Source organism: Mesorhizobium sp. B3-1-7 (assembly GCF_006439385.1).
Lineage (GTDB): Bacteria > Pseudomonadota > Alphaproteobacteria > Rhizobiales > Rhizobiaceae > Mesorhizobium.
The window spans coordinates 226534-252991 of record NZ_VFTL01000002.1; the positions used below are offsets into that span (position 1 = coordinate 226534).

Consider the following 26458-nt stretch of genomic DNA (forward strand, 5'->3'; position numbering starts at 1 on the left):
AAAAGATGGCGCAAACGCTGGACACGACAGCGGCCGCGGCCAAAGCCGCGACCCGGGAGAAGGTCGCCAGGCTTGCCTTCTGGTCGATCGTCGTCGCCTGCGTCGTGCTGGTCTTGAAGCTTGCCGCCTGGTACATCACCGGCTCCGTCGCGCTCTATTCCGACGCGCTGGAATCGATCGTCAACGTGATTGCCTCGGCCGCCGCCTTCTGGGCGATCCAGGTCAGCTACAAGCCCCCCGATCAGGACCATCCCTTCGGCCACCACAAGGCCGAGTATCTTTCAGCGGTGCTGGAAGGCGTGCTGATCGTCGTCGCAGCGCTGCTGATCCTCAACGAGGTCTGGCAGTCCTGGCAGCATCCGGCCCCGCTCGAACAGCCCTGGGAAGGCCTTGCGGTCAACGGCGTCGCGACGGTTATCAATGCGATCTGGGCCTGGACGCTGATCCGCACCGGCCGGAACGCGAAGTCGCCGGCTCTCGTCGCCGACGGCCAGCACATCATGACCGATGTGGTGACATCCGTCGGCGTGTTCGGCGGTCTTGTCGGCGCCGTGCTCACCGGCTGGCAGATCCTCGATCCGGCGCTTGCCGTCATCGTCGCGCTCAACATCCTGTGGCAGGGCTGGCATGTCATCGGCTCCTCGATGAACGGGCTGATGGACCGCGCCGTCGACAACCACGAGCACATGCAGATCCGCGACATCATCTCGGCCAATTCGAAGGGCGCGCTCGAGGTCCATGATCTCAAGACGCGCATAGCCGGGCGCGCCACCTTCATCGAGTTCCACCTCGTCGTCGACGCCGACATGACGGTCGGCGCCAGCCATGTCATCTGCGACCGCATCGAGGATGCGCTGAAAGCCGAAATCCCCTCGGTGCGCGTCACCATCCATGTCGAGCCGGACGACGAGGCGAAGCTGCCGAAAGGCACCACGGCGGTGCCTTTCGCTTGACGGTGTAAGCATGGCAGACGTTGGAGATTGGCCGGAGCCTCTCAACTTCGTCATTCTAGGGCGGAGCAGGAGCGAAGCTCCGTCGCGAAGACCCTAGAATCCATTCCGTTACCTTCGCCAAGGCGTGCAACGGAACAAAATTCTGCACCGAGGCGGCGCTTCCAAGTCACGGCATGGATTCTATGGTCTGCGCCGCGTCGCTTCGCTCCTTGCTCCGCCATAGAATGACGAAGCGCTGGTCACGGCGCGCAGGCCGACTGTGGCAGTGGCTGCAGCCGATACACCTTGTCGTCGGACCTGGTCTTGCCGTTCGCCGCCTTCGAGCAGAGATCGAGGACCGCCACCGCATTGTTGGGGTTCGCGACCATCATCGTGCCGTTGGCGCCGCGTTTCAGGAAAATCTCTTTCTGCGAGATGTCGCAGGAAAAGTCGCTCATCTTCGAGCTGGCCGAACAGCGCCACTGGTCGGCCTCGCCCTGGCAGGAATAGGTCTGCGTGACCTTTTTCCCTTTCTGCCTCGTCGTCACCGAAACGGCGATATCGGCGCCATCGGGCCAGTTCGCGGCATCGCCGCCGGCGGCGAAGGAGGCAAGCTCGACGGGTCCGCGGAAGATGCGGATCGATTGCGTGAGCTGGTTGGGATGCGACTTCAGATGCGCATCGTCGTAGTCACGCCCGAAGCAGAAGGGCTGATCGGGCTTCAGCCGCACGCGCAGCGGATCGCCAAGCGCCGGGTCGATCGGATCGATGCGCGCGAACTCCGCCTTGCAGCTGTCGGCCGGCATCGGACCCAGCTCGAAATTATCGTCCTCGCTGCCCAGCGCCTGCTTGTTGTATTCCGCTTTGCCGAGCTGTTCTTCCGAATCCGGATCGAGATAGACGTCTTGCGACAAGCCGGACAGAAGCAGCTTTCCCTTGTCGTCGACTTTCAGCGAAGCCAGCGTGCGGTCGCAATCCATGCCGCAGCGGATGCCGCTCGCCTTGTCGCTTGGATCCTCCTTGTTGCACCAGCTGCTTGCCCATTCCGGCTTCTTGGCGCCGCGCGCCGTGGTGGTGAGGAAGCCGTTATAGGAAGTATCCTGGTTGGCGGCGGGTTCCTCGTTCGGCCGGCTCACCGGGTCATGGCCGTAGAGGAAGAAGATGCGCGCCACCTTCTGATGCGGATGTGCCTTGAGATGGGCGGCGTCGTAGACGCGGCCGAAGCAGGCGTCGGCGCCGGTCGGGCTGAGCTCGGGAAGTTTGGGCGGCTGTTCGGCGCGCGCCGCGCCGGCAAAAGCGGCAAGGGCGGCGCAAAGCGCCACGCCCGCCATGGTCCTCGCCACCATGGTCCTCGATGTCATGTGATCCTCCTCCCACCGACAGGGCCGGGATATGCTAGTCTAGGAGTGCCGCCTGGACCACGCAAAATCGCGCGAGCGGGCGGGCGAAAGGAGGACACGATGCTGCGCCGTGACATTTTTCGTGCCGGTCTCGCAGGCGCCACGGGCCTGTTCGGCCTGAGCCGGGCAAATGCGGCAACACCTGAGGGGCGGCTGAAAGTCGCCTATCACCTCAGCGACGCGGACAGGGTCAACTTCGTCCTCGGCAACATCAAGAACCACTATGAAGGCACCGGCGGCAATGTCGATATCGTGCTTGTGGTGCACGGTCCGGCTCTGGCTGCCTTCAAGTCCAAGGGCGCTTCCGGCGCTGTTTCCAGCCGCTTCGCCGGCCTGGTCCAGCAGGGACTCGTCCCGCAAGCCTGCGGCAACACCTTGCATGGCATGGATATCACACTGACCGACCTGCTGGCGGGCTTCGAGCTTGCCGAGAAGGGCGGCGTCGTGAAGCTCGCCGAGTTGCAGCACCAGGGCTATGTCTATCTCAGGCCCTGAATGCGCGCGGACTTGAAGGCCAGGCCGACAATGGCCTACGAAGGATGGCAGCCCGGAGGCCAGCCGACATGACGACATTTGCCATCCCCGATCTTGCCGGAAAGGCGGTGCTGGTCACCGGCGCTTCGACCGGCATCGGCGCGGCCCTTGCCCGTGCTTACGCGGCGCAGAAATGCCGCGTGGCGCTGCATTACAACGCGAGCCTAGCGCCCGCCGAAATCGTGGCCGGATCCATCCGCGACGATGGCGGCGAGGTGTTTCTGGTCCAGGGCGACTTTTCGAAACCTGCCAACGTCGAGCGTGTCGTCGAGGAGAGCGCAAACCATTTCGGCCGGCTCGACGGCCTGGTCAACAATGCCGGCGGCATGCTCGGCCGCGTCGCCTATGCCGATCAGGACGAGGCGCAGTACGACGCGGTCATGGACCTCAACGCGCGCTCTGTCCTGACCGCCTCGCGTAAGGCGATACCGTGGCTGAAGCGCCAGGGCGGCTTCATCATCAACACCACTTCGATCGCCGCCCGCAACGGCGCCGGCGGCGGCGCCGGCCTCTATGGTTCGTCCAAGGCCTTCGTCTCCAACGTGACGCGCGGCATGGCCAAGGAGTTGATCGGCTTTGGCATCCGCGTCAACGCCGTGGCGCCGGGCACGATCCTGACGCCCTTCCACGAACGCTATTCGAACGCCGAGCAGATCAAGGCGATGGTCGCCACCATACCGCAGGGCCGCGCTGGAACGCCTGAGGATTGCATCGGCGCCTATCTGTTCCTGTCGTCCGACCTGTTGAGCGGCTACATCATCGGCCAGGTGATCGAGGTCAATGGTGGCCAGTTGATGCCGTGAGCGGTCGACTGCATACTCGATGCAGCGCGCAACCTGGAGGGAGAGCAAAGGCATGTACGGACTGATCGGCAAGATGCGGGCAGCGCGCGGCCAGCGCGATGCGGTCATGGACGTGCTGCGCGAAAGCACCGGCGCTCTCCCCGGTTGCCTGAGCTACATCATCGCCATCGATCCGGTCGACGCCGACGCGATCTGGGTCACCGAAGTGTGGACCGACCAAGCGAGCCACAAGGCCTCGCTGCAATTGCCGGAAGTCCAGGCCGCGATCGCCAAGGCGCGTCCCTTCATCGCCGGCTTCGAGTTCCAGGTCGAGACCAACCCGGTCGGCGGCTTTGGCCTTCCCGCGCCCGAAAAGGCCGGCTGACTGGGGAACAGCTCTATCGTTTGTTGGAGCACCTAATGCGGACCGTGAGCATCCACCATGCAAAGACTAATTTATCACGTCTGGTAGACCAGGCCGCCGGAGGTGAGCCGTTTATCATCACCAAGGCAGGCAAGCCGTTGGTCAAGGTCGTGCCTATCGGTCAACCTACCGCTGCACAGATACGGCGTGTGGGCTTTATGGCTGGCCAGTTTTCCAGCCCCGAAAGTTTCGATCGCATGGGTGGCGAAGAGATCGAAGCGTTGTTTGGCATGGACAAGTGAGGGTGTTGCGGCCCTGCCAACAAGGTGCCACGGGGGGTTCGCATTCCCGGCTCCGGGTCTAAGACCAAAAGGTGGACTCCTCACCAGAGCGCCCTCGGACGCGGCGCTTCTGGAGCGCATGGCGCGGAATCTCCTTCGTCATGGCCTTGCAGTCGGCGCGCTTCCTGGTCGTGCTGCTCATTGGGCCAAGCGTAGCCAAGCTGGTGGCGCGAAACGTCGGGTCCTGATCCGAGCTATCCAGTACCAAAGCATTCCAGGAAAAGTGCTCGGCGGGTTTCCGTCCGGAATTGCGTAAAAACAGAAAAATTGGAGCAGGTCGGCAATCCTGTCGGGATGCTGAATTGCTCTAAAGAAGCAGGGGAATTGCCGATGAACCGCCGTTTGAACGCCGTCGATCTGTCCGGCCGCATCGCCGTTGTGACGGGCGGCGCGCAAGGCATCGGCCTTGCGGTCGCGCGACGCCTGCTGTCGTCGGGCGCCGGTGTCGCCATCTGGGACGTCGACCAGGCCGCGATGGCCAAGGCCGCCGCCGAACTCGCTTCGCTCGGCCGCGTCGAGGTCATCCTTTGCGACCAGTCGCAGATCGAGGCCGTCGACCGCGCCGCCACTGAGACCGAGCGGACGCTCGGCCCCGTCGATCTCCTGGTCAACAATGCCGGCATTGCCGGGCCGGCGGCGACGGTGGTGGACTACGATCCCGCCGCATGGCGCCAGATCGTCGATATCGATCTCAACGGCGTCTTCTATTGCTGCAAGCGCCTCGTGCCCGGCATGATCGCGCGCAATTACGGCCGCATCGTCAACATCTCCTCGGTGGCCGGCAAGGAAGGCAATCCCAATGCCGCCGCTTATTCCGCCGCAAAAGCCGGCGTGCTGGCGCTGACCAAGTCGCTTGGCAAGGAGCTCGCCGGCCACGACATCGCCGTCAACGCGCTGACCCCCTCGCCCGCTCGCACCCGCATTCTGGAGCAACTCACCGAGGCCCAGGTCGCCTATATGCTCGGCAAAGTGCCGCGCGGCCGCTTCGTCGAGGTCGAAGAGGCGGCCGCTATGATCGTCTTCATGCTGTCGGACGAGAACTCCTTCACCACCGGCGCGACTTTCGACCTCTCCGGCGGACGCACGACCTACTGATCATCGCCGGGGGCTCTCGTCCCGCCTGCCGCAAGCCGTTCGGGCAGGAAATCGACGAAGACGCGGACCTTCGGCGAGAGGTGGCGATTGGACGGCCACAGCATGCGGAACTGGCCGCGGCCGTCGACATCGTCCTCAAGCACGGTGCGCAGCTTTCCCTCATGCAGCGCCTCCCGCACCAGGAAATCGGGCATGCAGGCGATGCCGAGACCGGCAAGCGTCGCGCCCTTCAACGCCTCCATGTTGTTGCAGGTCAGCATCGAACGGATCTGCGGCGCGGCGCTCCCGGTGATGAACGGCCAGTCGAGCAGCCTGCCGCTGTTAAGAAAGCGGAAATGTATGCCGAAATGCGCCGTGAGATCCGCGGGCGTGCGGGGCGTACCATGCCGGTCGAGATAGGAAGCGGCCGCATACAGAAGCATGCGAAAGGGCGCGACCGGCCTCGACACCAATCGTGAGTCGGGCAACTCGCCGCTGCGGATCGCGACGTCGATACCCTCGTCGATGACGTCGACGATGCGATCGTTGAAATCGATGTCGAGTTCGATTTCGGGATAGCGGGCCATGAACTCCGACAGCACCGGCAACAGCAGGTGATAGGTGACGATCGGCGTCGAGATGCGTAGCCGGCCATGCGGCGTCTCGCGTGTGCGCGACAGCATCGCCTCCGCGTCTTCCATGTAGTCGAGGATGCGGCGCACCCGCTCGTTGAACAGCTTGCCCTCCTCGGTCAGGCCGATGCGCCGCGTGCTGCGCTGCAGCAGCCGCACGCCAAGCTCCTGCTCGAGCCGAGCGACGCTCTTGCCGACGGCGGAGGCGGAGATGCCGAGCGCCCGTCCGGCGGTGACGAAACTGCCGAGCTCGGCAGTGCGGGCGAAAGCCAGAAGGCCGTTGAGACGATCCACGGTACAAACCTATTCGAGCGTTTCATTCCGGGATGACTGGAGATCTAATACTATTTTGCCGGAAATGTCACCGCCCTATCTTGTCGTTACGATCGGCGCCGCCAGTCAGGGGCACGCCGGCAAGTCCGCCATAGATAGGAAAATCCATGACTTTGATGACCAGAACCGGCCCGGCCGGCAAATGGCTCGTGTTGCTATCGGTTTGCCTCGCAGCCATGACGATGCCGTTGAGCTTCACCGGCCCTGCCGTGGCGCTGTCCCGCATTGCCGCCGATCTCGGCGGCAGTCCGATCGAGCTCAACTGGGTGACCAATGCCTTCATGTTGACCTTCGGCGCCGGCCTGATGGCGGCCGGAGCGCTGGCCGACAACCATGGCCGCAAGCGGATCTTCCTCGTCGGCCTCGCGAGCTATGTGCTTGCCGCCCTGGGCTGCATGCTGGCGCGGGACATCGTCTGGTTCGACATGTTCAGAGCCCTGCAGGGCATTGGCGGCGCTGCCGCCTTCGCCGGCGGCGCCTCTGCGCTTGCCCAGGAATTCGATGGGCAATTGCGGCTGCGCGCCTTCAGTTTCCTCGGCACCAGCTTCGGCATCGGGCTCGCCTTCGGCCCAGTCGCCTCCGGCCTGCTCATTGATACATTCGGCTGGCGCGCGATCTTTCTTCTCGTGGCGGCGCTTGCGATTGCTGCCGCCGCGCTTGGCCTGCGCACCGTCGCCGAATCGCGCGACCCTGACGCAACCGGACTCGACTGGGCGGGAGCCGGCACCTTCACCGTCGCGCTTGCCGCGCTGACCTATGGCGTGCTGCAGGCGCCGCAGAGCGGCTGGGCCAATCCCTTCGTTGTCACGCTTCTCGGCGTGGCTGCCATCTTCTTTGCCGCCTTCGTCATTGTCGAGCGGCGCGTGCTCCGGCCGATGCTGGACCTGACGCTGTTTCGCTTCCCGCGTTTCGTCGGCGTCCAGTTCCTGGCCGCGGCACCCGCCTATGCCTTCGTCGTCCTGCTCGTGCTCCTGCCGATCCGCTTCATCGGCGTCGAGGGGATGAGCGAGATCAAGGCGGGGCAATTGATGATCTGTCTCTCCGGGCCGCTGCTGATCTTGCCGCTGCTGGCCGGTCAGGCGGCGCGCTGGATCGCTCCGGCGACGATCTGCGGTGCTGGCCTGCTCGTCGCGGCGGCCGGCCTTGTCTGGCTCAGCCGGGTGCCCACGGCGGACAGCGCGCTGGTGGCTCCGCTGATCCTGATCGGCATGGGCATCGCCTTGCCCTGGGGGCTGATGGACGGACTTGCCGTCAGCGTCGTGCCGAAGGAGCGCGCCGGCATGGCGGTCGGCATCTTCAACACCACCCGCGTCGCCTGCGAGGGCGTGGCGCTGGCGATCGTCATGGCGACCTTGTCCGGTTTCACGGCCGCGCGGCTCGGCGCTCAAGGGCTGGCCTCGCCCGCCGAAGCGGTCGCGGCGGCGCAACTTCTGGCAACCGGCAACATCGTGGGAACGGTGCAACATCTGCACTTGGCCGACGCCAGTGCCCTGATTCAAGCCTACGAGACGGCCTTCGACCGGCTGCTCGTCGTGCTGGCGACCATCACCGTGTTGACCGCCATCGTCGTCTTTCTCGGCCTGCGTCGCGGATCGGCGCCGGAACAAGACGTCGCTCCTATCCCGGCCTGCCAGGAAGGCTGACGTCAGCAGGCCGAGCGCGCTCTTCCGGCCTTCTCCGCCAACCGCCCCACGGCCTGTCCGGCCTCAGCTGATAACCAGGCTTGCGATCCGGTCGCCGTCCAGCGTGAAGGCCATGTCGCCCTCGCCATTGAAGCCGTTGCCCGTCACGGCGACGCGGGCACGGTAGACGCCGTCGCGCTGTGCGACGCGCACGATGCGAAGGTTGGACTGGACGCCGATATTGTCCGACTGGTTCCACCGCGCGATCCCGTCGCGGCCACGGAAATCGCGACCCCAGTCGCTGAGGAAAGCATCGTCGGTAAATGCGGCCAGAAAGGCTTCGGTATCGCCGGCATTGGTGGCTTCGACAAAGCGGCGGATCGCGTCTGGCGTGGTCATCAGTCCAACCTGTGCATGAGGTCGTCATCCAGCCAGCGGCCGAAGAAATAGACAAGCTGCTTGTGCCACCACGGCCAGTCGTGGCTGACGTCGCCGCCCCAATAGTCGACCCAGGCCGGGATGGATTTGTCGCGCAGCACCTGTTCCAGCTCGCGCGTCTCGACCAGCATGCGCTCTTCCCAGGCGCCCTGCCCGCAGCAGAAGATGAGCCGCAGCGCCCTGAGCCGCCCGAGCAGCTTCTGGTCGACGATGCCGGGCAGATAGTCGAGCGGCGAGTTGAAATAGATGTTGCCTTCCAGCGTCCGGCCGAAGAAATCGCGGGCCGAATAGACGCCTGACAGCGAGATCACGCCGCTCGCCAGCTCCGGGAAGCGGAATACGAAATTGGATGAGTGGTAGCCGCCCATCGAGCAGCCGCAAAGCAGCGGCTTCAAGGCGCGGCCGCCATTGGACTTGGCGGCGACCGCCTGCAGCTCCGGCAGCGCCTCCTCGCGCACATAGCGGAAATAGGCCTCGTGGCGGGCGATGCGATGCGCCGCGTCGGCATGCTTGTTGAAGAAGGATTCCGAATCGATGCCGTCAAGCGTGAACAGCTGGATGCGGCCGGTGTCGATGAACTCGGCGAGCGCGCCGACGCCGCCGGAATCCTCGAACTGGTAGAACCGCCCCTGCGAGGTCGGAAACACCACCACCGGGCGCCCGGCATGGCCATAGCGCTTGTATTCCATGTCGCGGCCGAGATTGCGGGCATGGCCCTTGTGATAGGAGACGTCCATCGGCTCAGGCCTTTTCCGCGTGGATATAGTCGACCGCCTGGCGCAGCGCCTTCGGATCCTTCGAACGCATCTGATAGGCGTAGTTGCCCATGGCGCGGCTGAAGACCTCTTCGATGGCCTGGTGGTGGACGATCTTGTCGCCGTGGGCGGCTAGCACGTCCGCATGGCTGTGCAAATAGTCGATATGGCGTTTGCGGCTGGCATAGGCGGTGAAATACTTGCCCTTGTAAGGGCCGCCGGCGGCATCCTTGACCACCATGTCGGCCCAGGCGGCATAGACGTCGATGTCGAACGTGTAGTTGATGGCGTCCGTCATCCAGGCGCCGGGCGGGCGCATGTTGACCTCGAGCGCGATGATGCGCTTGTCCCTGGTTTCGAACAGCTCGATATGGAAGAAGCGCTCGCGCACGTCGAACGCTTTCAGGATCTTGCGCCCCGCCTCCTCGACCGCCGGGGTGATTTCGGGGAAGCAGGTGTAGCTCATGTGGCGGTCCTTGTTGACCGCATCCATGATGCTCTGGTCGTAGCGGTGACTGGCCGCCAGCACCACCTCGCCGTCGCGGTTGACCAGCCCGTCGAAGGTCACCACCAACCCTTCGATGAACTGCTCCATGACGAAAGTGACGCCCTCCGGCTTGTCCCTGAAGAACTGGTCGAGCTCCTTGGCGTTGGAGATCTTGAAGGTGTTGGAAGCGCCGGAGCCCGAATCCGGCTTGACCACCACCGGGTAGCCGACACGGCGGATGAAGGTCATGGCGCCGGCTCGGTCGGAGCATTTGCGCTGCGGAATGGTCTCGACGCCGCTCTTGCGGAAGAAGGCGCGCATGCGGCTCTTCCGCTTCAAATTCTTCACGAAATCGACCTTGGTGCCGAAGATGTTGAAGTCGGTTCGGATGTTGGCTTCGAGTTCGAGCCAATGCTCGTTGAGCGACTCGAAGCGGTCGATGCGGCCCCATTTGTGGATGAAATGCCCCATCGCCCGGAACACGGCATCGTAACTTTCCATGTCGGCGATGCGGTAATATTCCGAAAGCGCCGTCTTCAGCTTGCCGTTCAAGGTCTCGTAAGGCGCATCGCCGATGCCGAGCACGGTGGCGCCGGCTTTTTTCAGCCGGTCGCAGAACTCGGCGCCGTTGGCCGGGAAATGCGGCGAGAAGAACACGAAATTCATGGGCGACCCCTCCCCGAAGCTTCGCTCGGTAGCGAAGTCTTCGAAGCCAAGTCTGGCCCATTTGCGAGGCGCGGGGAAGAGCACCCGCAGCGGCGGCGTTATCAGTCAAGGCGCACTCGGCCATGCGTCCCGCTTGCCTCCGCCGGGCCGCTCCTGTAAGAGAGCCGCCATGACCATGCGCGCCCGCTCCGTCGCTTCCTCTCGCACCGGCTTTGCCGGCGAGACCGCACGCGCGCTCGCTTCGACCCTGCTTCTTCTCGGCCTTATCGGCGATCGCCGGGTTCGCTGAAGGAGCGCCCGGCGGTCGGTACCCGCCGCCTCAGGCGCATGCTCCTTGGCAAAATCATGATCAAGCGAACGAAATTCTGGTAGAGGCGACGCTCGCCATCAATCCGCCCAAGGCGAACGCGAGGCGCCCGGAGAAGAGACGATGAACGCACGAGAAGAAATCCGCGCTGGCGAGGCTGAAGCCGGGAAGCGCGCGGCCGGCCACATGCCGGATGCAGCACGCAAATACCAATCTTACCCCACGGTCGGCCTGACCGACCGCACCTGGCCGAACAAGGTGATCGACAAGGCGCCGATCTGGTGCTCGGTCGACCTGCGCGACGGCAACCAGGCGCTGATCGATCCGATGGGCCACGAACGCAAGGCGCGCATGTTCGCCATGCTGCTCGACATGGGCTTCAAGGAAATCGAGATCGGTTTCCCCTCGGCCTCGCAGACCGACTTCGACTTCGCCCGCTGGTGCATCGAGGAAGGCGGCGTGCCGCGCGATGTATCGCTCCAAGTGCTGGTGCAGTGCCGGCCCGAGCTGATCACGCGGACCTTCGAGGCGCTCAAAGGCGCGCACCGCCCGATCGTGCATTTCTACAATTCGACCAGCGAGCTGCAGCGCCGCGTCGTCTTCGAGAAGGACGTCGCCGGCATCAAGCGCATCGCCACCGACGCCGCCAAGATGATCACCGACATGGCGGCCAAGGCCGGCGGCGGCTACCGCTTCGAATATTCGCCCGAAAGCTTCACCGGCACCGAGCTCGAGGTCGCGCTGGAAATCTGCAACGCCGTCACCGAGATCGTGAAGCCGACGGCCGACAACAAGCTCATCATCAACCTGCCCTCGACGGTCGAGATGTCGACGCCCAACGTCTATGCCGACCGCATCGAGTGGATGTGCCGCAATCTCGACAACCGCGAGAACCTGATCGTCTCGCTGCACCCGCATAATGACCGCGGCACCGGCATCGCCACCACCGAGCTCGGCCTGATGGCTGGCGCCGACCGCGTCGAAGGCACGCTGTTCGGCAATGGCGAGCGCACCGGCAATGTCGACATCGTAACGCTGGCGCTCAACATGTTCACCCAGGGCGTCGACCCGGAGCTCGACTGCTCCGACATCAACCGGATGAAGGATGTCTACGAGTATTCGAACCAGCTGAAGATCCCGGAGCGCCACCCTTATGTCGGCGAACTGGTCTACACGGCTTTCTCCGGCTCGCACCAGGATGCCATCAACAAGGGCATGAAGGCGCTGAAGAAGGCCAACACGCCGATCTGGGAAGTGCCCTATCTGCCGATCGATCCGGCCGATGTCGGCCGTACTTACGAGGCGATCATCCGCATCAACTCGCAGTCGGGCAAGGGCGGCATCGCCTATGTGCTGCAGGCGGATTACGGCCTCAATTTGCCGCGCAATCTGCAAATCGAGTTCAGCCAGGCGATCCAGGCGATCACCGATGCGGAAGGTAAGGAAGTGCCGGCCAAGCGCATCCACGAACGCTTCCTCGATACCTATGTCGACCAGCCCGGCGCGCGGCTGAAGTTCCTCGACCATCGCACCTATCCCGACACCGAGGTGAAGGGCCGGCGCATGGTCGAAGCCGATATCCTCGACAACGGCAAGGAAATCGCCATCACCGGCTCGGGCACGGGCCCGATCGACGGCTTTGTCGATGCGCTCTCGCGCCATGTCGGCGTCGACATGTCGGTGCTCGACTATTCCGAGCATTCCTTGCAGCGCGGCTCCAACGCCTCGGCCATCTCCTATGTCGAGATGGAATATCCGGGCGGCAAACTGTTCGGCGCCGGCATCAACACCAACATCGTGGCCGCGTCGCTGGAGGCCGTTGTTTCGGCCGCCAACCGGATCATCGGCGGCTCGAGCAGATGATGCGAAACGATCAGGCTCGGCGGCAGGCTTGACCGGGTAGATCTGTCCAAGCGTGGCGCATTCCAATTGCGCCACGCTTCAGACACAGACGCGAAAGCTGCCATTCGTTAACCTGCGGGGGAATTTCCGGTGGCTTACGCGAAAGCATAATAGAAGCATCCTTGTGCGCCGGCGCGAGCGCTATATTATCGCGCCCTAACCTGTGCCGACTTCGAAAGGTTCGACACTTGGAGCATGCCCCGCCTGCCGCCCCCGCAGTGCGCGAGACATTGGAGCGACTGCTAGCCAGCGAAACGTTCGGACGATCCGAGCGTGCCCGCAGGCTATTACGTTATCTGGTCGAACGCGAGCAGGCCGGCGAGGCGGACAGGCTGAAAGGCGTTTCCATCGCCATGGACGTCTTCGGCAAGGACGGCGATTTCGATGCCTCCACCGATGCGGTGGTCAGGGTCCAGGCCGGCCGCCTGCGCGAGCTCCTGGAGCAGTACTTCGCCAATGAAGGTGTCGCCGAGCCCGTGCGCATCGCGATTCCGCGTGGCGGCTATATCCCGTCCTATGAGCTGAATGCAATCCGTCTGCCTGGCGACGCCAGGTCCGCCTCCGGCGCCATCGCACGATCAGGCGCATCTGCCAACGCTGCTCCGGCCGCGGCCGAATATCTCCATGGCCCGACGCTCGGCGAGCCTGTAGCGCCCATGGCGCCCGCGGCACCTGCCCAGTCGCTCACGCGGCAGCTGCGGTTCTTCTGGGCTGCCATGGTCCTGGTCATTGTCATGCTCGGCGTGCTCATCGCGCGTCAAAGCAGTGCCTTCCTCAACGGCGGCGACACGACCGCGACAGTCGAAACGGCGCGCCTGGCTGGCACCGCCGCCCAGCCGGCATTCGACTCGCTGCCGCTGATCTACATTGCGATGAAGGCGGATGGAGCGGAAGCAGCTCGCGTCGCGTCATCGCTGCGCGCCGGGCTTGCCGGTTTCGACACCATCGATTTCATCGGGCGTGACCCGGATTCGACGCGCGATCAGTCCGCCGATCCAATCAGTTTCGTTTTCGAAATTGTCCCCGGGCCTGCTGCCGGCGACGTCACGGTGGAATTGCAGAGCGTCGCGACCGGCCGGGTTCTCCTGTCGCGCAACCTGACATCGGCCGAGAGCGCCTCCGGTGCGGTTGAAAGCAACATCGCCAGCCTTCTCACCTCGACCGTTCCCGCGTCGGGCGCGATCTACAGCTACATTGACCAGAGCGACATCCGGACCAGCCAGATCGGATGCCTGGTGCTCGACGACCGCTATTATCTCGACATGAGCGCCGCGACCCACGAGGCTGCGTATCGCTGCCTGGAGAAGCTGGTCAGCGAAGGCACCAAATCGTCGCTTGTCTACGCGGAACTGGCCTCGCTTCATACGGAAGCTGTCACCAACCACTACGCGTATCCCGCCGGCGCTTCGCTGGAAAAGGCCATGTCGCTTGCCCACCGCGCCGTTCAGATGGGGCCGATGAGCCCGCATGCGCATCTCGCCTTCGGCTACCTCAACTCGCGTCTCGGCAACACCGACGAAGCGATCCGGTGGATGCGAAAGGCCTACGAACTCAACCCGTACGATCTCGGCATGGCCGCCGGCTATGGTTACGGTCTGATCTTCGCCGGCAAATATGATGAGGGAACGCCAATCCTGGGCCACGCGGTTGAGGCCTTCAGCGGCCATCCGACCTGGTGGGACTATGGCCTGTTCATCGGAGCCTTCATGCAGGGCGATATGAGAAAGGCGGCGGTCACCAGCGAGTCTTTACGCACGACCGCATCCAAGCCGCACTACCTGGCCGCGCGCCTGATCGGCGCCAGGATTTCAGGCCGCGACAAGCTGGCGGGCGAGCTTGCCAACAAGCTCACCGCCGAATTCCCGAAATTCGCCGCCGACCCGCGCGCGACATTCGTCGACCGCAAATACCCCGCCGATCTCACTGACCGGCTGGTGCAGTCCCTGCGGGCCGCCGGGATCGGCAACCCGAGCTAATCCACTCCGCGCCTGTGTTTGGGCCACACGATCGCCGGAGCGGAAGTATGATGCTGTGGTCCAGCAAGTATTAGGACATGCTTTCGCGTCGAACGCCTGACGGGCGCCGCGGTCGCGAAAATTTTACTGGCCATTGGTCTGGATCGGGAGCAATTCAGCCACAATTTGAAATTGCTGCCTGTCTTCTTCACCGCTCCATTTTCATGCTTCCATTCCCTTATGCCGCCGTGGGCGGCGCTGGTCCGAAGACGATCGTCCTTCTGCACGGCTTCGGAGCCTGTAGTGAGATCTGGCGTGACGTCGCGACCTCGCTGGCGGCGGAGGCGAGAGTGCTGGCCTATGATCTGCCGGGCCATGGACAATCACTCGAATGCGAAGGCATGGGCGGCGCCAAGCCGGCCGCGCGGGCCATCCTGGCCGATCTTGCCGCGCGCCAGTTGGGCAAGGTCAACCTCGTCGGTCACTCCATGGGCGGCGCGATCGCGACACTGATGGCGCTTGCCGACCCCGGCAGGGTTGCTTCGCTCACTCTGTTGGCGCCCGGCGGCTTCGGCCCGCAGGTCAACGCAGCCTTGCTGCGCCGCTATGCCGCTGCGGCCAGCAGGAAGCAGGTCCGCGCCAGCCTTGCGGCCATGTCGGGTCCGCGCAGTGCGCCGCCCGACCACGTGGTGGATGCGTTGTGCCGGATGCGCACCCGGCCGGGCCAGTTGCAGACCCTGATCGATATGGCGGCCGCGATGACAAGGGATGACCGGCAAGGAGTGATCCCCCGCGCACAGCTGGATGCGCTTGACATGCCGGTGATGGTTGTCTGGGGAGCGGAGGATCCGCTGCTGCCGGTCGAGCAGGCCGAGGCGCTGCCGTCGCATTTCCACCTGCACCATGTTCTTGACGCGGGTCATATGCTGGTCGAGGAAGCTCCGGACCTGATTGTCGAAATCGTGCGTCGCAACACGCGCCGGCACGGCAGACGGTTGCGTCCGCCTCTGGGCGCGGCGGCGAGCTGATCGCTGATTGTCCTGCGGGATTGGCTCTTCCGGACCGACCTCGAAAAATATCCGTAACCCGCTTCCGCCGGACCGCAGCAGTCGCACGGCTCGTCGTCGGCAGTGCATTTTGCCCGCGATTGTGTTAACTCGCTGTTAACCAACAACGAGGCAGCCGCCATGAAGGATGCAGGCGACAAAATCACCCCGATCGAGCCGTCGCGGAAGCTCGCCGATGCGGTACGCGACATCAAGAACGCCTTTGCCGACCGCGACGATGTGATTGTGGAGATGCGCGACGCGCACCGCATGCGCCTCGATCTTCTGGCAACCGAGCTCGCCCCGGTCTTTGCCGATGTTCCGGCCGACATGGACAGCTTCGACTTCGCCGTCTCGTCCGGCCTGCAGCCGCGGCTATGGATCGACGCGGTGAGCCACGTCGCCATGGGACGCGACCGCCGCACCTATCGATTCCTCAAGGATACGCGCGTTGGCCGCGTGGTGCTGGCCGAATCGACCGAGCTGAAAGCCGCCGCCGATGCGGTGACGCGCTACGTGGCGGAACGTGTCGTCGAGCGGCAGCGCATGATGGAAGGGAGCATGGAGAGCGCCGTTCCGGGCCTGCATCGCCCCATGGTCAAGGAAGCGGAGCCGCCGATCCGATCCACCACCCGGCGCGGCAATGGCTGGACGACCTTCTTCGCCGGCCTCGGCCTGATCGCCGCCGGCGCCCTTGTCGGCCTGGCGGTTTCGCTGGCGTTGTTCTGGGATCGCATCGTGCACATGAAGATCAGCTTCTGACGAGTTCACGGTCCTTCACGACCGGCACGTCGAGATCCATCGTTTGCAGATCCGAAGGCGGCAGCGCCGGCCCCGTCAGGCCGCGCCGGATCAGGCGGAGACGCCAGTCGCCTTTTTCGCCGTCGATTTCGAACAGATTGTACTGAGCGGCCGGATGCTTGCCGCCCGGTGCCTGGCCTGCGGCGGCAACCCCGACCACGGGCACCTTGGCGCCACGTGCGCCGATGGTGAACAGCGACGGCAGATGCGAATGGCCGTGCAGGACGAGTTCCGCGCCATGCCGGCGAATGACCTTGTGAAAGCGAGCGATGCCGAACAGCCGCTTATGCTGCGGTACGGCGCCGCGCACCGGCGGGTGGTGGATCATGATGGCGCGGAAAAGCCCTTGTTTCGCCGCATCGTCGAGGATCTTGCCGAGCCGCTCGGCCTGCCCCTCCATGAAGAAGCCGTTGGCCATGAAGGGCGCGGTGGCGCGCGCCGTGGTGACGCCGATCAGCGCGACATTGGCGCGCACGCGCAGATACGGAAAGGAATTGCGGTCGACCGGACTGTTGACGCCGTCGCCCGTCATCCAGGGAGCCCACGCCCGGCAAACCTTGTCGAAGGCGCCTGGCACATAGGCGTCGTGATTGCCGGGGACCACGGAGACGTCATGCGGCGATCCGAGCGTCTCCAGCCAGTGCTTGGCCATCTCGATCTCGCCGTCGAGCGTCAGGTTGACGAGATCGCCGGTGACGGCGAGGTGATCGGGCGCGCCGGCCTTGATGTCGGCGACGATGGTGTCGATCACCGCGTCATGCATATGGCGGCGGCGATTGCGCTGCCAGTTGACATACCCCAGCACGCGCTTGGACGCGAGGTCGCGATAGGTTACATCGGGCAGCGGTCCCAGATGAGCATCGGAAATATGCGCGAGCCTGAACATGGCCCCTTCTTAAGCGACGCTGGCGAGGCTTTCCACTCACCGTTTGCTGTTCGCCCAAGCAGGTTCCGCAAAAGTGTCCCACGGTTTTGCGGTCAGAACCTGCGAAAAACAAGGAAAGCCAAGCAGATGTTCGTGGGGCAACCCACGAACATCTGCTTGGGGATCGTTGGATGAATCGCCGAACCGATTCGGAAGAGGCATTCCGCCAGACCGGCTGGCCGGGGTTGCGGGCAAGGCTGTTCCATTTTTACTTCCTGTTGCGCCGCCCGATGACGCTTGGCGTGCGCGGGCTGGTCTATGACCGCGCCTCCAACTCCGTCTTCCTGATCCGCCACACCTATGTTCCCGGTTGGCAATTGCCGGGCGGCGGCGTCGAGGTCGGCGAAACCCTCGAGGAAGCGCTGGCGCGCGAACTGGCCGAGGAAGGCAATATCGCTCTGACCGCGCCGCCGGTGCTGAAATCGATGCATTTCAACCGCCGCCCCAGCAAGCGCGATCATGTCGGCCTTTATCTGATCGAAGCTTTCCGCCAGACGGCGCCGAAACTGCCCGACCATGAGATCGCCGAGGCGGCTTTCTTTCCGCTCGATCGTTTGCCAGAGCACACGACGCCGGCGACACTTCGACGGATCGCTGAAACTCTTGGAGCCGAATTACCATCCCACTACTGGTGACTTGATCGCGGCGATTTTTCTTGCGTTTGAAATTCAAGACTCTATCATTTCTGAAACGTGGGGAAATATGATGCTCATAGACAACATGGAAACGGTGAATATTTGGCGCTACGTTGGAATTTACATTACTATTACAATCGTACTGTATCTCGCGTGGATCGCCTTTGTGTATATGGTTCCATCCATGGAGTCAGCCACGGCAACACCCGTTAATCTAGCCATAGTATTCGCATCCACCTCTTTCTCTTACTGGGCATTCATAAAGCGACACGGAAGGCTTTTTGAGCGAAACGAGTACTGGAAAATAGTCATATTTTCGACAGTCGCATCGCTGCTGTTTTCAATGGTTTGCCTGCTGTTTTCAATGGCGGTAGGCATCGCGCCGGCGAGCTTGGAACACGTCTCCGCCGGAGCCTGGGTAATGGTTCTGGCAATACTTGCGCTGTTTGGTTTTTGCATCAACGCCATCGGCTTCAACAAACGGTTCGGCAAAAGGTTTTTGAAGGCCAACCGCGGCAGACGGGCTCAACTCGATGCGGAGCCCTTTCAATAACCTGCTCGCGGTCGATGGATTTCAAGCCGCCTTCCTGAACCTGTTACGGTCATGCGGCGCGGCATAATCAAGCTCAGGCCCTGCCGGAACGATTCCCGTCGGATTGATCGACCCGTGGCTGCCGTAATAATGCGCCTTGATGTGATGCAGGTCGACCGTGCCCGCGACGCCGGGCACCTGATAGAGATCGCGCAGATAGTTCGACAGGTTCGGATAGTCGGCGATGCGGCGCAGGTTGCATTTGAAGTGGCCGACATAGACCGGATCGAAACGAACCAGCGTCGTGAACAGCCGCCAATCGGCCTCGGTGATGCGTTCGCCGGCCAGATAGCGCTGGTTCGAAAGCCGCTCCTCGATCGTATCGAGCGCCGAGAACAATTCGCCGAACGCTTCCTCATAGGCTTTCTGCGCGGTGGCGAAGCCGGCGCGATAGACGCCGTTGTTGATCGCCGGATAGACCAGCGCGTTGATCTTGTCGATCTCCGCCCGCAGCGCCGCCGGATAGAAGTCGAGACCGGCATCGCCCCATTCGTCGAAGGCGGAATTGAGCATGCGGATGATCTCGGAGGACTCGTTGTTCACGATGGTCTGCTGCCTTTTGTCCCACAGCACCGGCACCGTCACACGGCCTGAATAGGCCGGATCGGCCTTGGCATAGATCTGGTGCAGGAAATCGAGACCGTAGAGCGTGTCGCCGGTGGCGCCGTCCTCGGCTTTGAAGGTCCAGCCGTTCTCGCCCATGAAATGATGCACCACGGAGACCGAAATGATGTCCTCGAGCTTCTTCAGGGCACGGAAGATCAGTGTGCGATGCGCCCATGGGCAGGCGAGCGAGACATAGAGGTGATAGCGGCCGGGTTCCGCCTTGAAGCCGCGTGCGCGCCCTTCGGCCGGCCTGCCATCGCGCGTAATCCAGTCGCGCCATTGCGACTCCGTCCGCACGAACCGCCCACCGCTGTCGGTGTTCGGCGCGCGATCCTGCCATTTGCCTTCGATCAGCAATCCCATGCGAAAATCTCCCTTGCGGTTGGAGATTATCTAGGTTGATGACCGGGCCGGCGAAGCCCTCAGGCGCTGAACAGTTCGTCAAATGACGAAACCGGTCGGAGACGGACAAGTTCGGCGCGCGAGGCAAAGAAAGCCGGAAAGCACCGATTGCAGCGGCGCAGAATTGGTGCTAGCGGAGGCGCCCATGTTCGACTTTGCCTCGATCCGGTTCGACCGACGACGAAAGGGCGCCCGCGCTTAAGTAGCGCTGACTGGCGAACGCTGCCGCTTGCAGCAAACCTTCCTCGTATACCGGAACGCAAAGACCATGAGCCTTGCCGACGTGAAATACCTGCCGGAAACCCCGGCGCATGACCCTGAAATCGAAGCCATCAACGACGAGGCCTTCGGCCCGGGTCGTTTCGTGCTTGCCGCCTACAAGATCCGCGAGGCCGGCGGACATGACCGCTCGATGTCCTTCGTCGCCGTCAAGGACGGCACGGTCATCGCTTCCGTGCGCATGACGCGCGTGGCCGCTGGCGCCGGTCGCGCCATGATGCTCGGCCCGCTTGCGGTGCGCCCCGCCTACAAGAATCTCGGCATCGGCCGCAAGCTGGTGGCGATCGCGCTGGAGGCGGCCAGGAAAGCCGGCGCGCCGGCCGTGATCCTGGTCGGCGACGAGCCATATTATGGGCCGCTGGGCTTCAAGCGCTTTCCGCGCGGGCAGATCACCATGCCGCGCCCGGTCGATCTCGACCGCCTGCTGCATCACGAAATCAAGCCCGGGGCCGTCGCTCGCTTTGCCGGCGATGTCTGTCACGCCAATACGGCGAGGGTTGCCGAACTTGCGCCGGCCTTGGCGCGGTCGGCTGCCACGGCGCAGTCGTCGATCGATCCGGCTATGGCGGTTGCGCCTCCCTTGCGCGCCTCGTAGCATAATTCGAAATCCTGGGAGGCTTGCATGAACCCGAACGGCCAGATCGCGATCGTCACCGGCGGCGGATCGGGCCTTGGCGAGGCGACGGCGCGCGCGTTGGCGGCCAAGGGCGCCCGTGTCGCCATCCTCGACGTGGGCATCGAGCGCGCGGCGAAAGTCGCGGCCGACATCGGCGGCATTGCCGTCCAATGCGATGTCGGCGGCGGCGACGGCGCTGCCGCCGCGATCGCCGAAGTGGCTGAAAGGCTTGGGCCGCCGCGCATCCTGGTCAATTGCGCCGGCATCGCCATCGGCGTGAAGACGATCGGCAAGGACGGACCGCATCCGCTCGACCAGTACCGCAAGGTGATCGAGATCAACCTGATCGGCACCTTCAACATGATCCGCCTCGTCGCCGACCGGGCGGCGAAACTCGATCCGCTCGCCGGCGGCGAGCGCGGCGTCATCGTCAACACCGCCTCCGTCGCCGCCTATGACGGCCAGATCGGCCAGGCCGCCTACGCGGCTTCCAAGGGCGGCGTCGTCGGCATGACGCTGCCTGTGGCGCGCGATCTCGCCCGCTCCGGCATTCGCGTCTGCACCATCGCGCCCGGTATCTTCAAGACGCCGATGATGGCAGGCATGCCGCAGGAAGTGCAGGATTCGCTCGGCGCTTCCGTGCCCTTCCCGCCGCGGCTCGGCGAGCCGTCGGAATATGCAGCACTTGCCCTCCACATCGTCGAGAACCAGATGCTGAACGGCGAGACCATCCGCCTCGACGGCGCCATCCGCATGGCGCCGAAATAAGCGAGGATGAATGGCTCGCCGACACGCGCCGGTGCTGCCGCCGGAAAGACCGGCCCGCTCGCTGGCCTCAAAGTGATCGAGATGGCCGGGCTCGGTCCGGTGCCGCTTGCCGCCCTGATGCTGTCCGAGATGGGCGCCGAGGTACTGCGCATCGAACGTGCCGACGCTGGCCAGCCGCTCCTGAGCCTACCGCAAGAATACGATCTCGACCGCCACGGCCGTTCCATCCTCAAGCTCGACCTCAAACGCCCGGCGGGCGCGGAACTGGTGCTGCGCCTTGCGGCACAGGCCGACTTGCTCGTCGAAGGCTTCCGCCCCGGCGTGATGGAGCGGCTCGGGCTGGGACCGGATGTCGTTCTCCAGCGCAATCCGGCGCTGATCTATGGTCGCCTGACCGGCTTCGGCCAGGACGGGCCGCTGTCCGGGCGAGCCGGGCACGACATCACCTATCTCGCCTATGCGGGCCTCCTGCACGCGGTCGGCAGGCAGGACGCGCCGCCGGTGCCGCCGCTCAACCTCGTCGCGGATCAAGGCGGCGGCGCCATGATGCTGATCGCGGGCGTGCTCGCCGCTCTCTTCCAGCGCTCACGCAGCGGAAAGGGCCAGGTGGTCGATGCCTCGATAATCGAGGGAGCCTCGATGCTCGCCGCACCCATTCACGCCTATATGGCGGCGGGTCTGTGGAGCGACAGGCGCGGCGAGAACCTGCTCGATTCCGGGGCGCCTTTCTACGATACCTATGAGACGGCGGACGCAAGGCACGTTGCCGTCGGCTGTCTCGAACCGCGCTTCTTCGACGAATTCGCCAGGCTGCTGCCGCTCGACGGGCATTTTGTCGGCAGCCAGTACGACAAGTCGTCATGGCCCGCGATGCGCGCCGCCATTGCCGGCCGGATCAAGGCAAAGACGCGCGACGAATGGGCCGAGCTTTTCGCCGCGACGGACGCCTGCGTGGCGCCCGTCCTGTCCCTGGTCGAAGCCAGGAACCATCCGCACAATCGCGCCAGGCAAGGCTTCGTGAAGTCCGGCGAACTCGATCGCCCGGCGCCGGCGCCGCGTTTCTCGCAAGGCGCACAAGCGCTTGCCGCAGCTCCGGCCGTCGCCGATCGCGAGCCCTCGGGCATATTGACCCGTTTCGGCTTGAGCGAAGAGGAGATCGGAGCGCTTGCAAAGGCGGGTGTATTCGGTCGATAAACCGGAGAACGAAAATCAGCTTATCTCGGGTGCGCTTGTGACCGAACCGAAGAAGGACGTCATCCGCGAGACCGACGCAGAGGCGATCAGGCTGGCGAAAACCCTGATCCGCGCGGCGCGTTTCGGCGCGCTCGCGGCGATCGAGCCTGGCACCGGCGCGCCGCTGGCAAGCCGGGTTGGCGTCGCCACCGACGTCGACGGCGCGCCGCTGATCCTGATCTCGATGCTGTCCACGCACACCGGTGCGTTGCTCGCCGATCCGCGCTGTTCGCTGCTGCTTGGCGAGCCCGGCAAGGGCGACCCGCTGGCGCATCCGCGCATCAGCCTGGCGTGCCGCGCCTTGCGGCTGGAGCGGGGATCGGCCGATCAGATCCGCGCCGAACGGCGCTACCTCAACCGCAATCCGAAGGCGAGGCTCTATGCCGGGCTCGGCGACTTCTCGTTCTTCCGGCTCGAGCCCGAACGCGCCGGCCTGAACGGCGGCTTCGGCAAGGCCTTTCTTCTCGACCGCGACGATTTCATCAACGGCGCCGCCCTTGTCGAGGAGTTCGCCGGCAGCGAACAGGCGGCACTCGATCACATGAATGCCGACCATCGCGACGCGCTTGCCCTTTATGCCCGTCATTTCGGTCGCGCCGAAGGCGACGGCTGGATCGCCACCGGTTTCGATCCCGATGGCATGGATCTCGCCGCCGCCGATGCGACCTGCAGGATTTTCTTTCCCCGGTCTCTGCAAAGCGCGCGCGAATTGCGTTCGGCGTTTGTCGAGATGGCAAAGGCGGGACGCGCCGCGGAGCAAGAGCGATAGTTGATCGCACTGCGGCGAAAGCAACGCTTGAGATTTGGACGAAATGATCTACCCTTGTAGTGACGCTGATTCAGCAGCGCCCATCGACATCTGAACATCGCGGAATCAGGCACCATTGCCCCCTGGCGCCTGGATGAGCCAAGACCCTTGGGGGATCTATGATCTCAAATAAGCTAATCGCCAATGCGGAATCGGCGGCCGCCTTTCTCACCCTCATGGGCAACGAAAAGCGCTTGCTGATCGTGGCCCATCTGATCGACGATGAAATGTCGGTCGGCGCCATCGCCGAGAAGGTGCAACTCAGCCAATCCGCGCTGTCGCAGCATCTCGCCAAGCTGAGGGCGCTCGATCTTGTCGAAACCCGGCGCGACCGCCAGATGATTTACTATTCCTGCAAATCCGAGGCGGTGCGCGAATTGCTGCGCATGCTGGAAGGCATTTTCGGCGACGGCGACCTCTCCCAGATGGCCTATCGGCTGCGCCGCGCCGGGGCTTGACCCGCGCCATCCAAAGCCTCTTACCTCGCTGGCATTTTTTGCCGGCGAGATTTGCATGAACCTCATCCCCATCGACGATCCTCAGGACCCGCGCGTCGCTGCCTATCTCGATATCCGCGAGCGCGATCTCGCCGGCCGGCATGGCCGCTTCGTCGCCGAAGGCAAGGTGGTGCTGGACCTCCTGTTGTCGACTGGGCGCTTCGCCGCCGAATCGGCCCTGATCCTCGAAAACAGGCTGGCGGGCGTGCAGGAGATCTTGCGCAAGGCGCCTCCCGAGTTTCCGGTCTATGTCGCCGCGGGTGAGGTCATGGACCGGATCGCCGGTTTCCACATGCATCGCGGCATCCTGGCAATCGGCATGCGTGGCGATCCGGCGCCCGCCGAGACTCTGGTGGAGACCTTGCCCGGTCGCGCATTGGCCGTCGTCCTGGTCGGCATATCCAATCACGACAATATGGGGGCGATCTTCCGCAATGCGGCCGCCTTCGGCGCGGGCGCGGTACTGCTCGACCGGACGTGCTGCGATCCACTGTACCGCAAGGCAATCCGTGTTTCGGTCGGCGCGGCGCTGAAGGTTCCCTTCGCCACCTTCGGCGATACCGGAACCTTCACCGCGACGCTCGATCGGCTCGGCTTCAGCCAGTTCGCGCTCTCGCCACGCGGAAATATCGACATCCGCGCCGCGGAGCGCTCGGCGCGCCTGGCGCTCTATCTCGGCACCGAAGGCGAAGGCCTGCCCCGGCATCTGCTTGCCCGGCTGCAAACGGTGAGGATCGCAATGGCGGAAGGTTTCGACAGCCTGAACGTCGCCACCGCGTCGGCAATAGCCCTGCATCGCTTTTCGAAAGCCGGCGACGCATAGGCTGAATAACGGCGGTCGTGTCGTTCAGTTGGCCGAGCCGGCCTTCTGCAAAGCCCTCACCCGGTCGGCCAGGCTGACGCCGCGCCCATTTTGCTGCCCCTCACCCGCCAGGGCCTTGGCGATAGGCGAGTCCGGCCCGTCCAGCTTCATCGTCAGATTGACCACCTCGGCGGCCAGCTCGTTCATTTGTTCGCGAAGGCCGGCGCCGGAGCGCGCGTCGCCCGCCGCTTCGGGCATTGCCGTCCCGGAGGCTGCAAGATCGGTTTTCAGCCGCTTGTTCTCGCGCGCCAGCGCCGTCAGCCTTGCCTCCAGCCGTTCCCGGTCGCCCTCGAGCCTGGCGATCGCCTTGTCGACATTGTCGCCTTTCGTATCCGTGCCGGCAGCCAGCTGCGCGACGCCGTTCGCGGCGCTCTCCTTCGAACGTTCGCGCATTCGAGCGAGGTCCTTCTCGCGCCGGTCGAGCTTTTCCTCGCGATCGGCAAGCGTGGCAAGCAGCCGCTCGACCTTCTTGTCGAGCTCGGCCGTTTTCTTCTTCTCCGCCTTCAACGCTTCGCGCGCGGCCTTGCTTTCCAACGCGATCTCCTGATTGCGCCGGTCCGCCTCCTTGCGCTGGCCCTTGAGCAACGCAATGTCGCTGGCGAGCTTTTCCAGCTCCGATTCGCGGGCAACCAGTTCGATCTGGCGGTTCGAGGACGAGAAGCTGGCGTCGTCATACATCTGCTCGAGCTTCTGCAACTCCAGCGCGCGTTTTTCCAGCGCCCGCTCCGTCTGTACGTGCTTTTCCGACAGCCGGTGCAGATCCTCCTCGCGCTGCCTGAGCTCCGCATTCTTTGCCTGCAGATCGGAGAGCGCCTGGTTCTTGTCTTTCCTTTCGACCGTCAGTCCCTTCAAGGCCTCGCGCCCGCGACCGATCTCCACCAGTTGTTCGGCCGCCTTCTCCTGAAGGTTCTTGACGGTTATCTCCAGCCGGCGCGTCGTCATGGCATATTCCGCCCGGACCCGGTCCTTGTCCGCCTGGATTTCGGCTGGCGTCAGCGGCAGCGAAGCCTCGAGGCGCCTGCGCGTCAGGACGACGGCCCGCCGCCAGACCGCCGGCGCGACCAGCGACACCAGAAAAACGGCGCAAAGGAAACCGAGTACGAAGAACAGAACCGACTGGACCAAGGCGTGCTATCCACTTTACGGAGCGGCAATCGCTGGATTGTGCCGCCTTGGCATGGCGGAAATTCAACGCCGCGGCAAGAGTTTGCCGCAGCGCGATCAGCACTGTCCGAGCGATTGTAGCGAGCGCAATCCGATCAGAACGGGTTCCAGGTCGGCCTTTCGGTGAGCTTCAGATAACCGAGATTGACCCCGAGACGGGCACCTACGCCGGTACGGATCGGCACAATCAGCACCCGGTTGCTCTGCAATACGTTGAAACCGACGCCCGCAATGACATAGGCGGAGCCGGCAACGCCGCCGAAGCGGTTATAGAGGCTGCTGATGTCGTCGAGGTTGTAGACCAGCATCATCACCCGCGATCCCTCGCCGCCGAAATCCCAGCCGAGCGACGGACCTTGCCAGAAAACCTTATGGTCGCCGGCGTTCTTGGTGTAGAGCGTCCCCTCGCCATAGGTCAGGCCGCCGATCAGGGCGCCGGATCCTTCCTCGCCCAGCAGGTAGCCGTTGGGCAGGCCGTAGGAGGCAAAGATCTTCTCGACGACGGTGGCCAGGCCGCCGGACGTCTCGCCGAAGAATTTATGACCGGAATCGACGATCTCCTGAGCGGTGTACTGTTGGGCCCGTGACGCAGCGGTCGAAAGGACAAGAGCCCCCAGGAGCGTGATGGTCATGGCGAGGACACGGACGAACGTCCGGTCGTAGTATCGGGAAAACATGCTTCCAATCTCCGTCAGGGAGC

The 26458-nt window shown here is 64.0% G+C and carries 28 protein-coding genes; 19 read left to right on the top strand and 9 right to left on the bottom strand.

The window, feature by feature from the left end; genetic code table 11:
- Positions 1-5: 5 nt before the first annotated feature.
- Positions 6-953: a cation diffusion facilitator family transporter gene (locus tag FJ417_RS02940; protein WP_140704001.1), complete on the top strand. Its 948-nt coding sequence runs from the start codon at positions 6-8 to the stop codon at positions 951-953.
- A gap of 239 nt (positions 954-1192) precedes the next feature.
- On the opposite strand, the gene FJ417_RS02945 is transcribed toward FJ417_RS02940, so the two are convergent.
- Positions 1193-2293, bottom strand: a complete 1101-nt coding sequence (locus tag FJ417_RS02945; protein WP_140782397.1) for a hypothetical protein — start codon at positions 2291-2293, stop codon at positions 1193-1195.
- A gap of 99 nt (positions 2294-2392) precedes the next feature.
- Between FJ417_RS02945 and FJ417_RS02950 the strand changes: the two genes are divergently transcribed.
- The 5 genes from FJ417_RS02950 (at position 2393) to FJ417_RS02975 (ending at position 5448) form a co-directional block, all read left to right on the top strand.
- A complete protein-coding gene (locus tag FJ417_RS02950; RefSeq protein ID WP_140782398.1) occupies positions 2393-2827 on the top strand; it encodes a DsrE family protein in 435 nt (144 codons plus the stop codon).
- 68 nt (positions 2828-2895) lie between these two features.
- Entirely contained in the window at positions 2896-3669 is a 774-nt protein-coding gene (locus FJ417_RS02955) for an SDR family oxidoreductase (RefSeq protein WP_181183140.1), read from the top strand.
- 52 nt (positions 3670-3721) lie between these two features.
- Positions 3722-4033: a putative quinol monooxygenase gene (locus tag FJ417_RS02960; protein ID WP_140645698.1), complete on the top strand. Its 312-nt coding sequence runs from the start codon at positions 3722-3724 to the stop codon at positions 4031-4033.
- Between the two features lie 35 nt (positions 4034-4068).
- Complete coding sequence (locus FJ417_RS02965) at positions 4069-4314, top strand: type II toxin-antitoxin system Phd/YefM family antitoxin (RefSeq protein ID WP_140645697.1); 246 nt, start codon at positions 4069-4071, stop codon at positions 4312-4314.
- Between the two features lie 381 nt (positions 4315-4695).
- Entirely contained in the window at positions 4696-5448 is a 753-nt protein-coding gene (locus tag FJ417_RS02975) for an SDR family NAD(P)-dependent oxidoreductase (protein ID WP_140782436.1), read from the top strand.
- Here FJ417_RS02975 and FJ417_RS02980 read toward each other — a convergent pair.
- On the bottom strand, positions 5442-6353 hold the full coding sequence (locus FJ417_RS02980; RefSeq protein ID WP_140782400.1) for a LysR family transcriptional regulator: 912 nt from the start codon (positions 6351-6353) through the stop codon (positions 5442-5444). The two genes, FJ417_RS02975 and FJ417_RS02980, sit on opposite strands and share 7 nt — an antisense overlap.
- A 146-nt stretch (positions 6354-6499) precedes the next feature.
- Between FJ417_RS02980 and FJ417_RS02985 the strand changes: the two genes are divergently transcribed.
- On the top strand, positions 6500-8035 hold the full coding sequence (locus FJ417_RS02985; RefSeq protein WP_140782401.1) for an MFS transporter: 1536 nt from the start codon (positions 6500-6502) through the stop codon (positions 8033-8035).
- A 63-nt stretch (positions 8036-8098) separates the two neighbouring features.
- Here FJ417_RS02985 and FJ417_RS02990 read toward each other — a convergent pair whose 3' ends face one another.
- The 3 genes from FJ417_RS02990 to FJ417_RS03000 are packed head-to-tail and all read right to left on the bottom strand — an operon-like array spanning position 8099 to position 10360.
- Positions 8099-8413 carry a nuclear transport factor 2 family protein gene (locus FJ417_RS02990; protein WP_140782402.1) on the bottom strand — a complete coding sequence of 105 codons (315 nt, stop codon included), beginning with the start codon at positions 8411-8413 and terminating at the stop codon, positions 8099-8101.
- Positions 8413-9189 (bottom strand): alpha/beta hydrolase-fold protein, encoded by a 777-nt coding sequence (locus FJ417_RS02995; protein WP_140782403.1) that lies wholly within the window; start codon positions 9187-9189, stop codon positions 8413-8415. Before FJ417_RS02995 ends, FJ417_RS02990 begins: the two co-directional genes overlap by 1 nt.
- 4 nt (positions 9190-9193) lie before the next feature.
- On the bottom strand, positions 9194-10360 hold the full coding sequence (locus tag FJ417_RS03000) for an ATP-grasp domain-containing protein (protein ID WP_140782404.1): 1167 nt from the start codon (positions 10358-10360) through the stop codon (positions 9194-9196).
- Between the two features lie 430 nt (positions 10361-10790).
- On the opposite strand from FJ417_RS03000, the gene leuA reads away from it, so the two are divergent.
- The 4 genes from leuA to FJ417_RS03025 all read left to right on the top strand — a co-directional run bounded on the left by leuA (position 10791) and on the right by FJ417_RS03025 (position 16332).
- The gene (gene leuA / locus FJ417_RS03010; protein ID WP_140782405.1) at positions 10791-12530 is read left to right on the top strand and encodes a 2-isopropylmalate synthase; all 1740 of its coding nucleotides are present in this window, start codon (positions 10791-10793) and stop codon (positions 12528-12530) included.
- Between the two features lie 227 nt (positions 12531-12757).
- Positions 12758-14545 (top strand): hypothetical protein, encoded by a 1788-nt coding sequence (locus FJ417_RS03015; RefSeq protein ID WP_140782406.1) that lies wholly within the window; start codon positions 12758-12760, stop codon positions 14543-14545.
- Positions 14546-14748: 203 nt separating this feature from the next.
- On the top strand, positions 14749-15552 hold the full coding sequence (locus FJ417_RS03020; RefSeq protein ID WP_140782407.1) for an alpha/beta fold hydrolase: 804 nt from the start codon (positions 14749-14751) through the stop codon (positions 15550-15552).
- A gap of 159 nt (positions 15553-15711) precedes the next feature.
- Positions 15712-16332, top strand: a complete 621-nt coding sequence (locus FJ417_RS03025; protein WP_140782408.1) for a hypothetical protein — start codon at positions 15712-15714, stop codon at positions 16330-16332.
- Here FJ417_RS03025 and FJ417_RS03030 read toward each other — a convergent pair.
- Positions 16322-17257, bottom strand: coding sequence for a metallophosphoesterase (locus FJ417_RS03030; RefSeq protein ID WP_140782409.1), 936 nt, complete (start codon positions 17255-17257; stop codon positions 16322-16324). The genes FJ417_RS03025 and FJ417_RS03030 overlap by 11 nt on opposite strands.
- Before the next feature lie 170 nt (positions 17258-17427).
- On the opposite strand from FJ417_RS03030, the gene FJ417_RS03035 reads away from it, so the two are divergent.
- Both FJ417_RS03035 and FJ417_RS03040 read left to right on the top strand, forming a co-directional pair.
- Positions 17428-17931, top strand: coding sequence for an NUDIX domain-containing protein (locus FJ417_RS03035; protein WP_140782410.1), 504 nt, complete (start codon positions 17428-17430; stop codon positions 17929-17931).
- Positions 17900-18484, top strand: a complete 585-nt coding sequence (locus FJ417_RS03040; protein ID WP_140782411.1) for an ABZJ_00895 family protein — start codon at positions 17900-17902, stop codon at positions 18482-18484. The genes FJ417_RS03035 and FJ417_RS03040 overlap by 32 nt, the downstream gene beginning before the upstream one ends.
- Before the next feature lie 21 nt (positions 18485-18505).
- Here FJ417_RS03040 and FJ417_RS03045 read toward each other — a convergent pair whose 3' ends face one another.
- Positions 18506-19492, bottom strand: a complete 987-nt coding sequence (locus FJ417_RS03045) for a glutathione S-transferase family protein (protein ID WP_140782412.1) — start codon at positions 19490-19492, stop codon at positions 18506-18508.
- Between the two features lie 307 nt (positions 19493-19799).
- On the opposite strand from FJ417_RS03045, the gene FJ417_RS03050 reads away from it, so the two are divergent.
- The 6 genes from FJ417_RS03050 to FJ417_RS03075 all read left to right on the top strand — a co-directional run bounded on the left by FJ417_RS03050 (position 19800) and on the right by FJ417_RS03075 (position 24555).
- The gene (locus FJ417_RS03050) at positions 19800-20405 is read left to right on the top strand and encodes an N-acetyltransferase (RefSeq protein WP_140645683.1); all 606 of its coding nucleotides are present in this window, start codon (positions 19800-19802) and stop codon (positions 20403-20405) included.
- 27 nt (positions 20406-20432) lie between these two features.
- On the top strand, positions 20433-21194 hold the full coding sequence (locus FJ417_RS03055; protein ID WP_140782413.1) for a 3-hydroxyacyl-CoA dehydrogenase: 762 nt from the start codon (positions 20433-20435) through the stop codon (positions 21192-21194).
- A gap of 6 nt (positions 21195-21200) precedes the next feature.
- A complete protein-coding gene (locus tag FJ417_RS03060) occupies positions 21201-22388 on the top strand; it encodes a CaiB/BaiF CoA-transferase family protein (protein WP_140782414.1) in 1188 nt (395 codons plus the stop codon).
- A 37-nt stretch (positions 22389-22425) separates the two neighbouring features.
- Positions 22426-23196 carry a HugZ family protein gene (locus tag FJ417_RS03065; protein ID WP_140782415.1) on the top strand — a complete coding sequence of 257 codons (771 nt, stop codon included), beginning with the start codon at positions 22426-22428 and terminating at the stop codon, positions 23194-23196.
- Between the two features lie 158 nt (positions 23197-23354).
- A complete protein-coding gene (locus FJ417_RS03070) occupies positions 23355-23693 on the top strand; it encodes a metalloregulator ArsR/SmtB family transcription factor (protein WP_140645679.1) in 339 nt (112 codons plus the stop codon).
- Between the two features lie 55 nt (positions 23694-23748).
- Positions 23749-24555 (top strand): RNA methyltransferase, encoded by an 807-nt coding sequence (locus tag FJ417_RS03075; RefSeq protein WP_140782416.1) that lies wholly within the window; start codon positions 23749-23751, stop codon positions 24553-24555.
- A 24-nt stretch (positions 24556-24579) separates the two neighbouring features.
- On the opposite strand, the gene FJ417_RS03080 is transcribed toward FJ417_RS03075, so the two are convergent.
- Together FJ417_RS03080 and FJ417_RS03085 are read right to left on the bottom strand one after the other, a co-directional pair.
- Positions 24580-25719 carry a hypothetical protein gene (locus tag FJ417_RS03080; protein WP_140782417.1) on the bottom strand — a complete coding sequence of 380 codons (1140 nt, stop codon included), beginning with the start codon at positions 25717-25719 and terminating at the stop codon, positions 24580-24582.
- Between the two features lie 134 nt (positions 25720-25853).
- The gene (locus FJ417_RS03085) at positions 25854-26390 is read right to left on the bottom strand and encodes an EipA family protein (RefSeq protein ID WP_226892233.1); all 537 of its coding nucleotides are present in this window, start codon (positions 26388-26390) and stop codon (positions 25854-25856) included.
- Between the last annotated feature and the right edge of the window lie 68 nt (positions 26391-26458).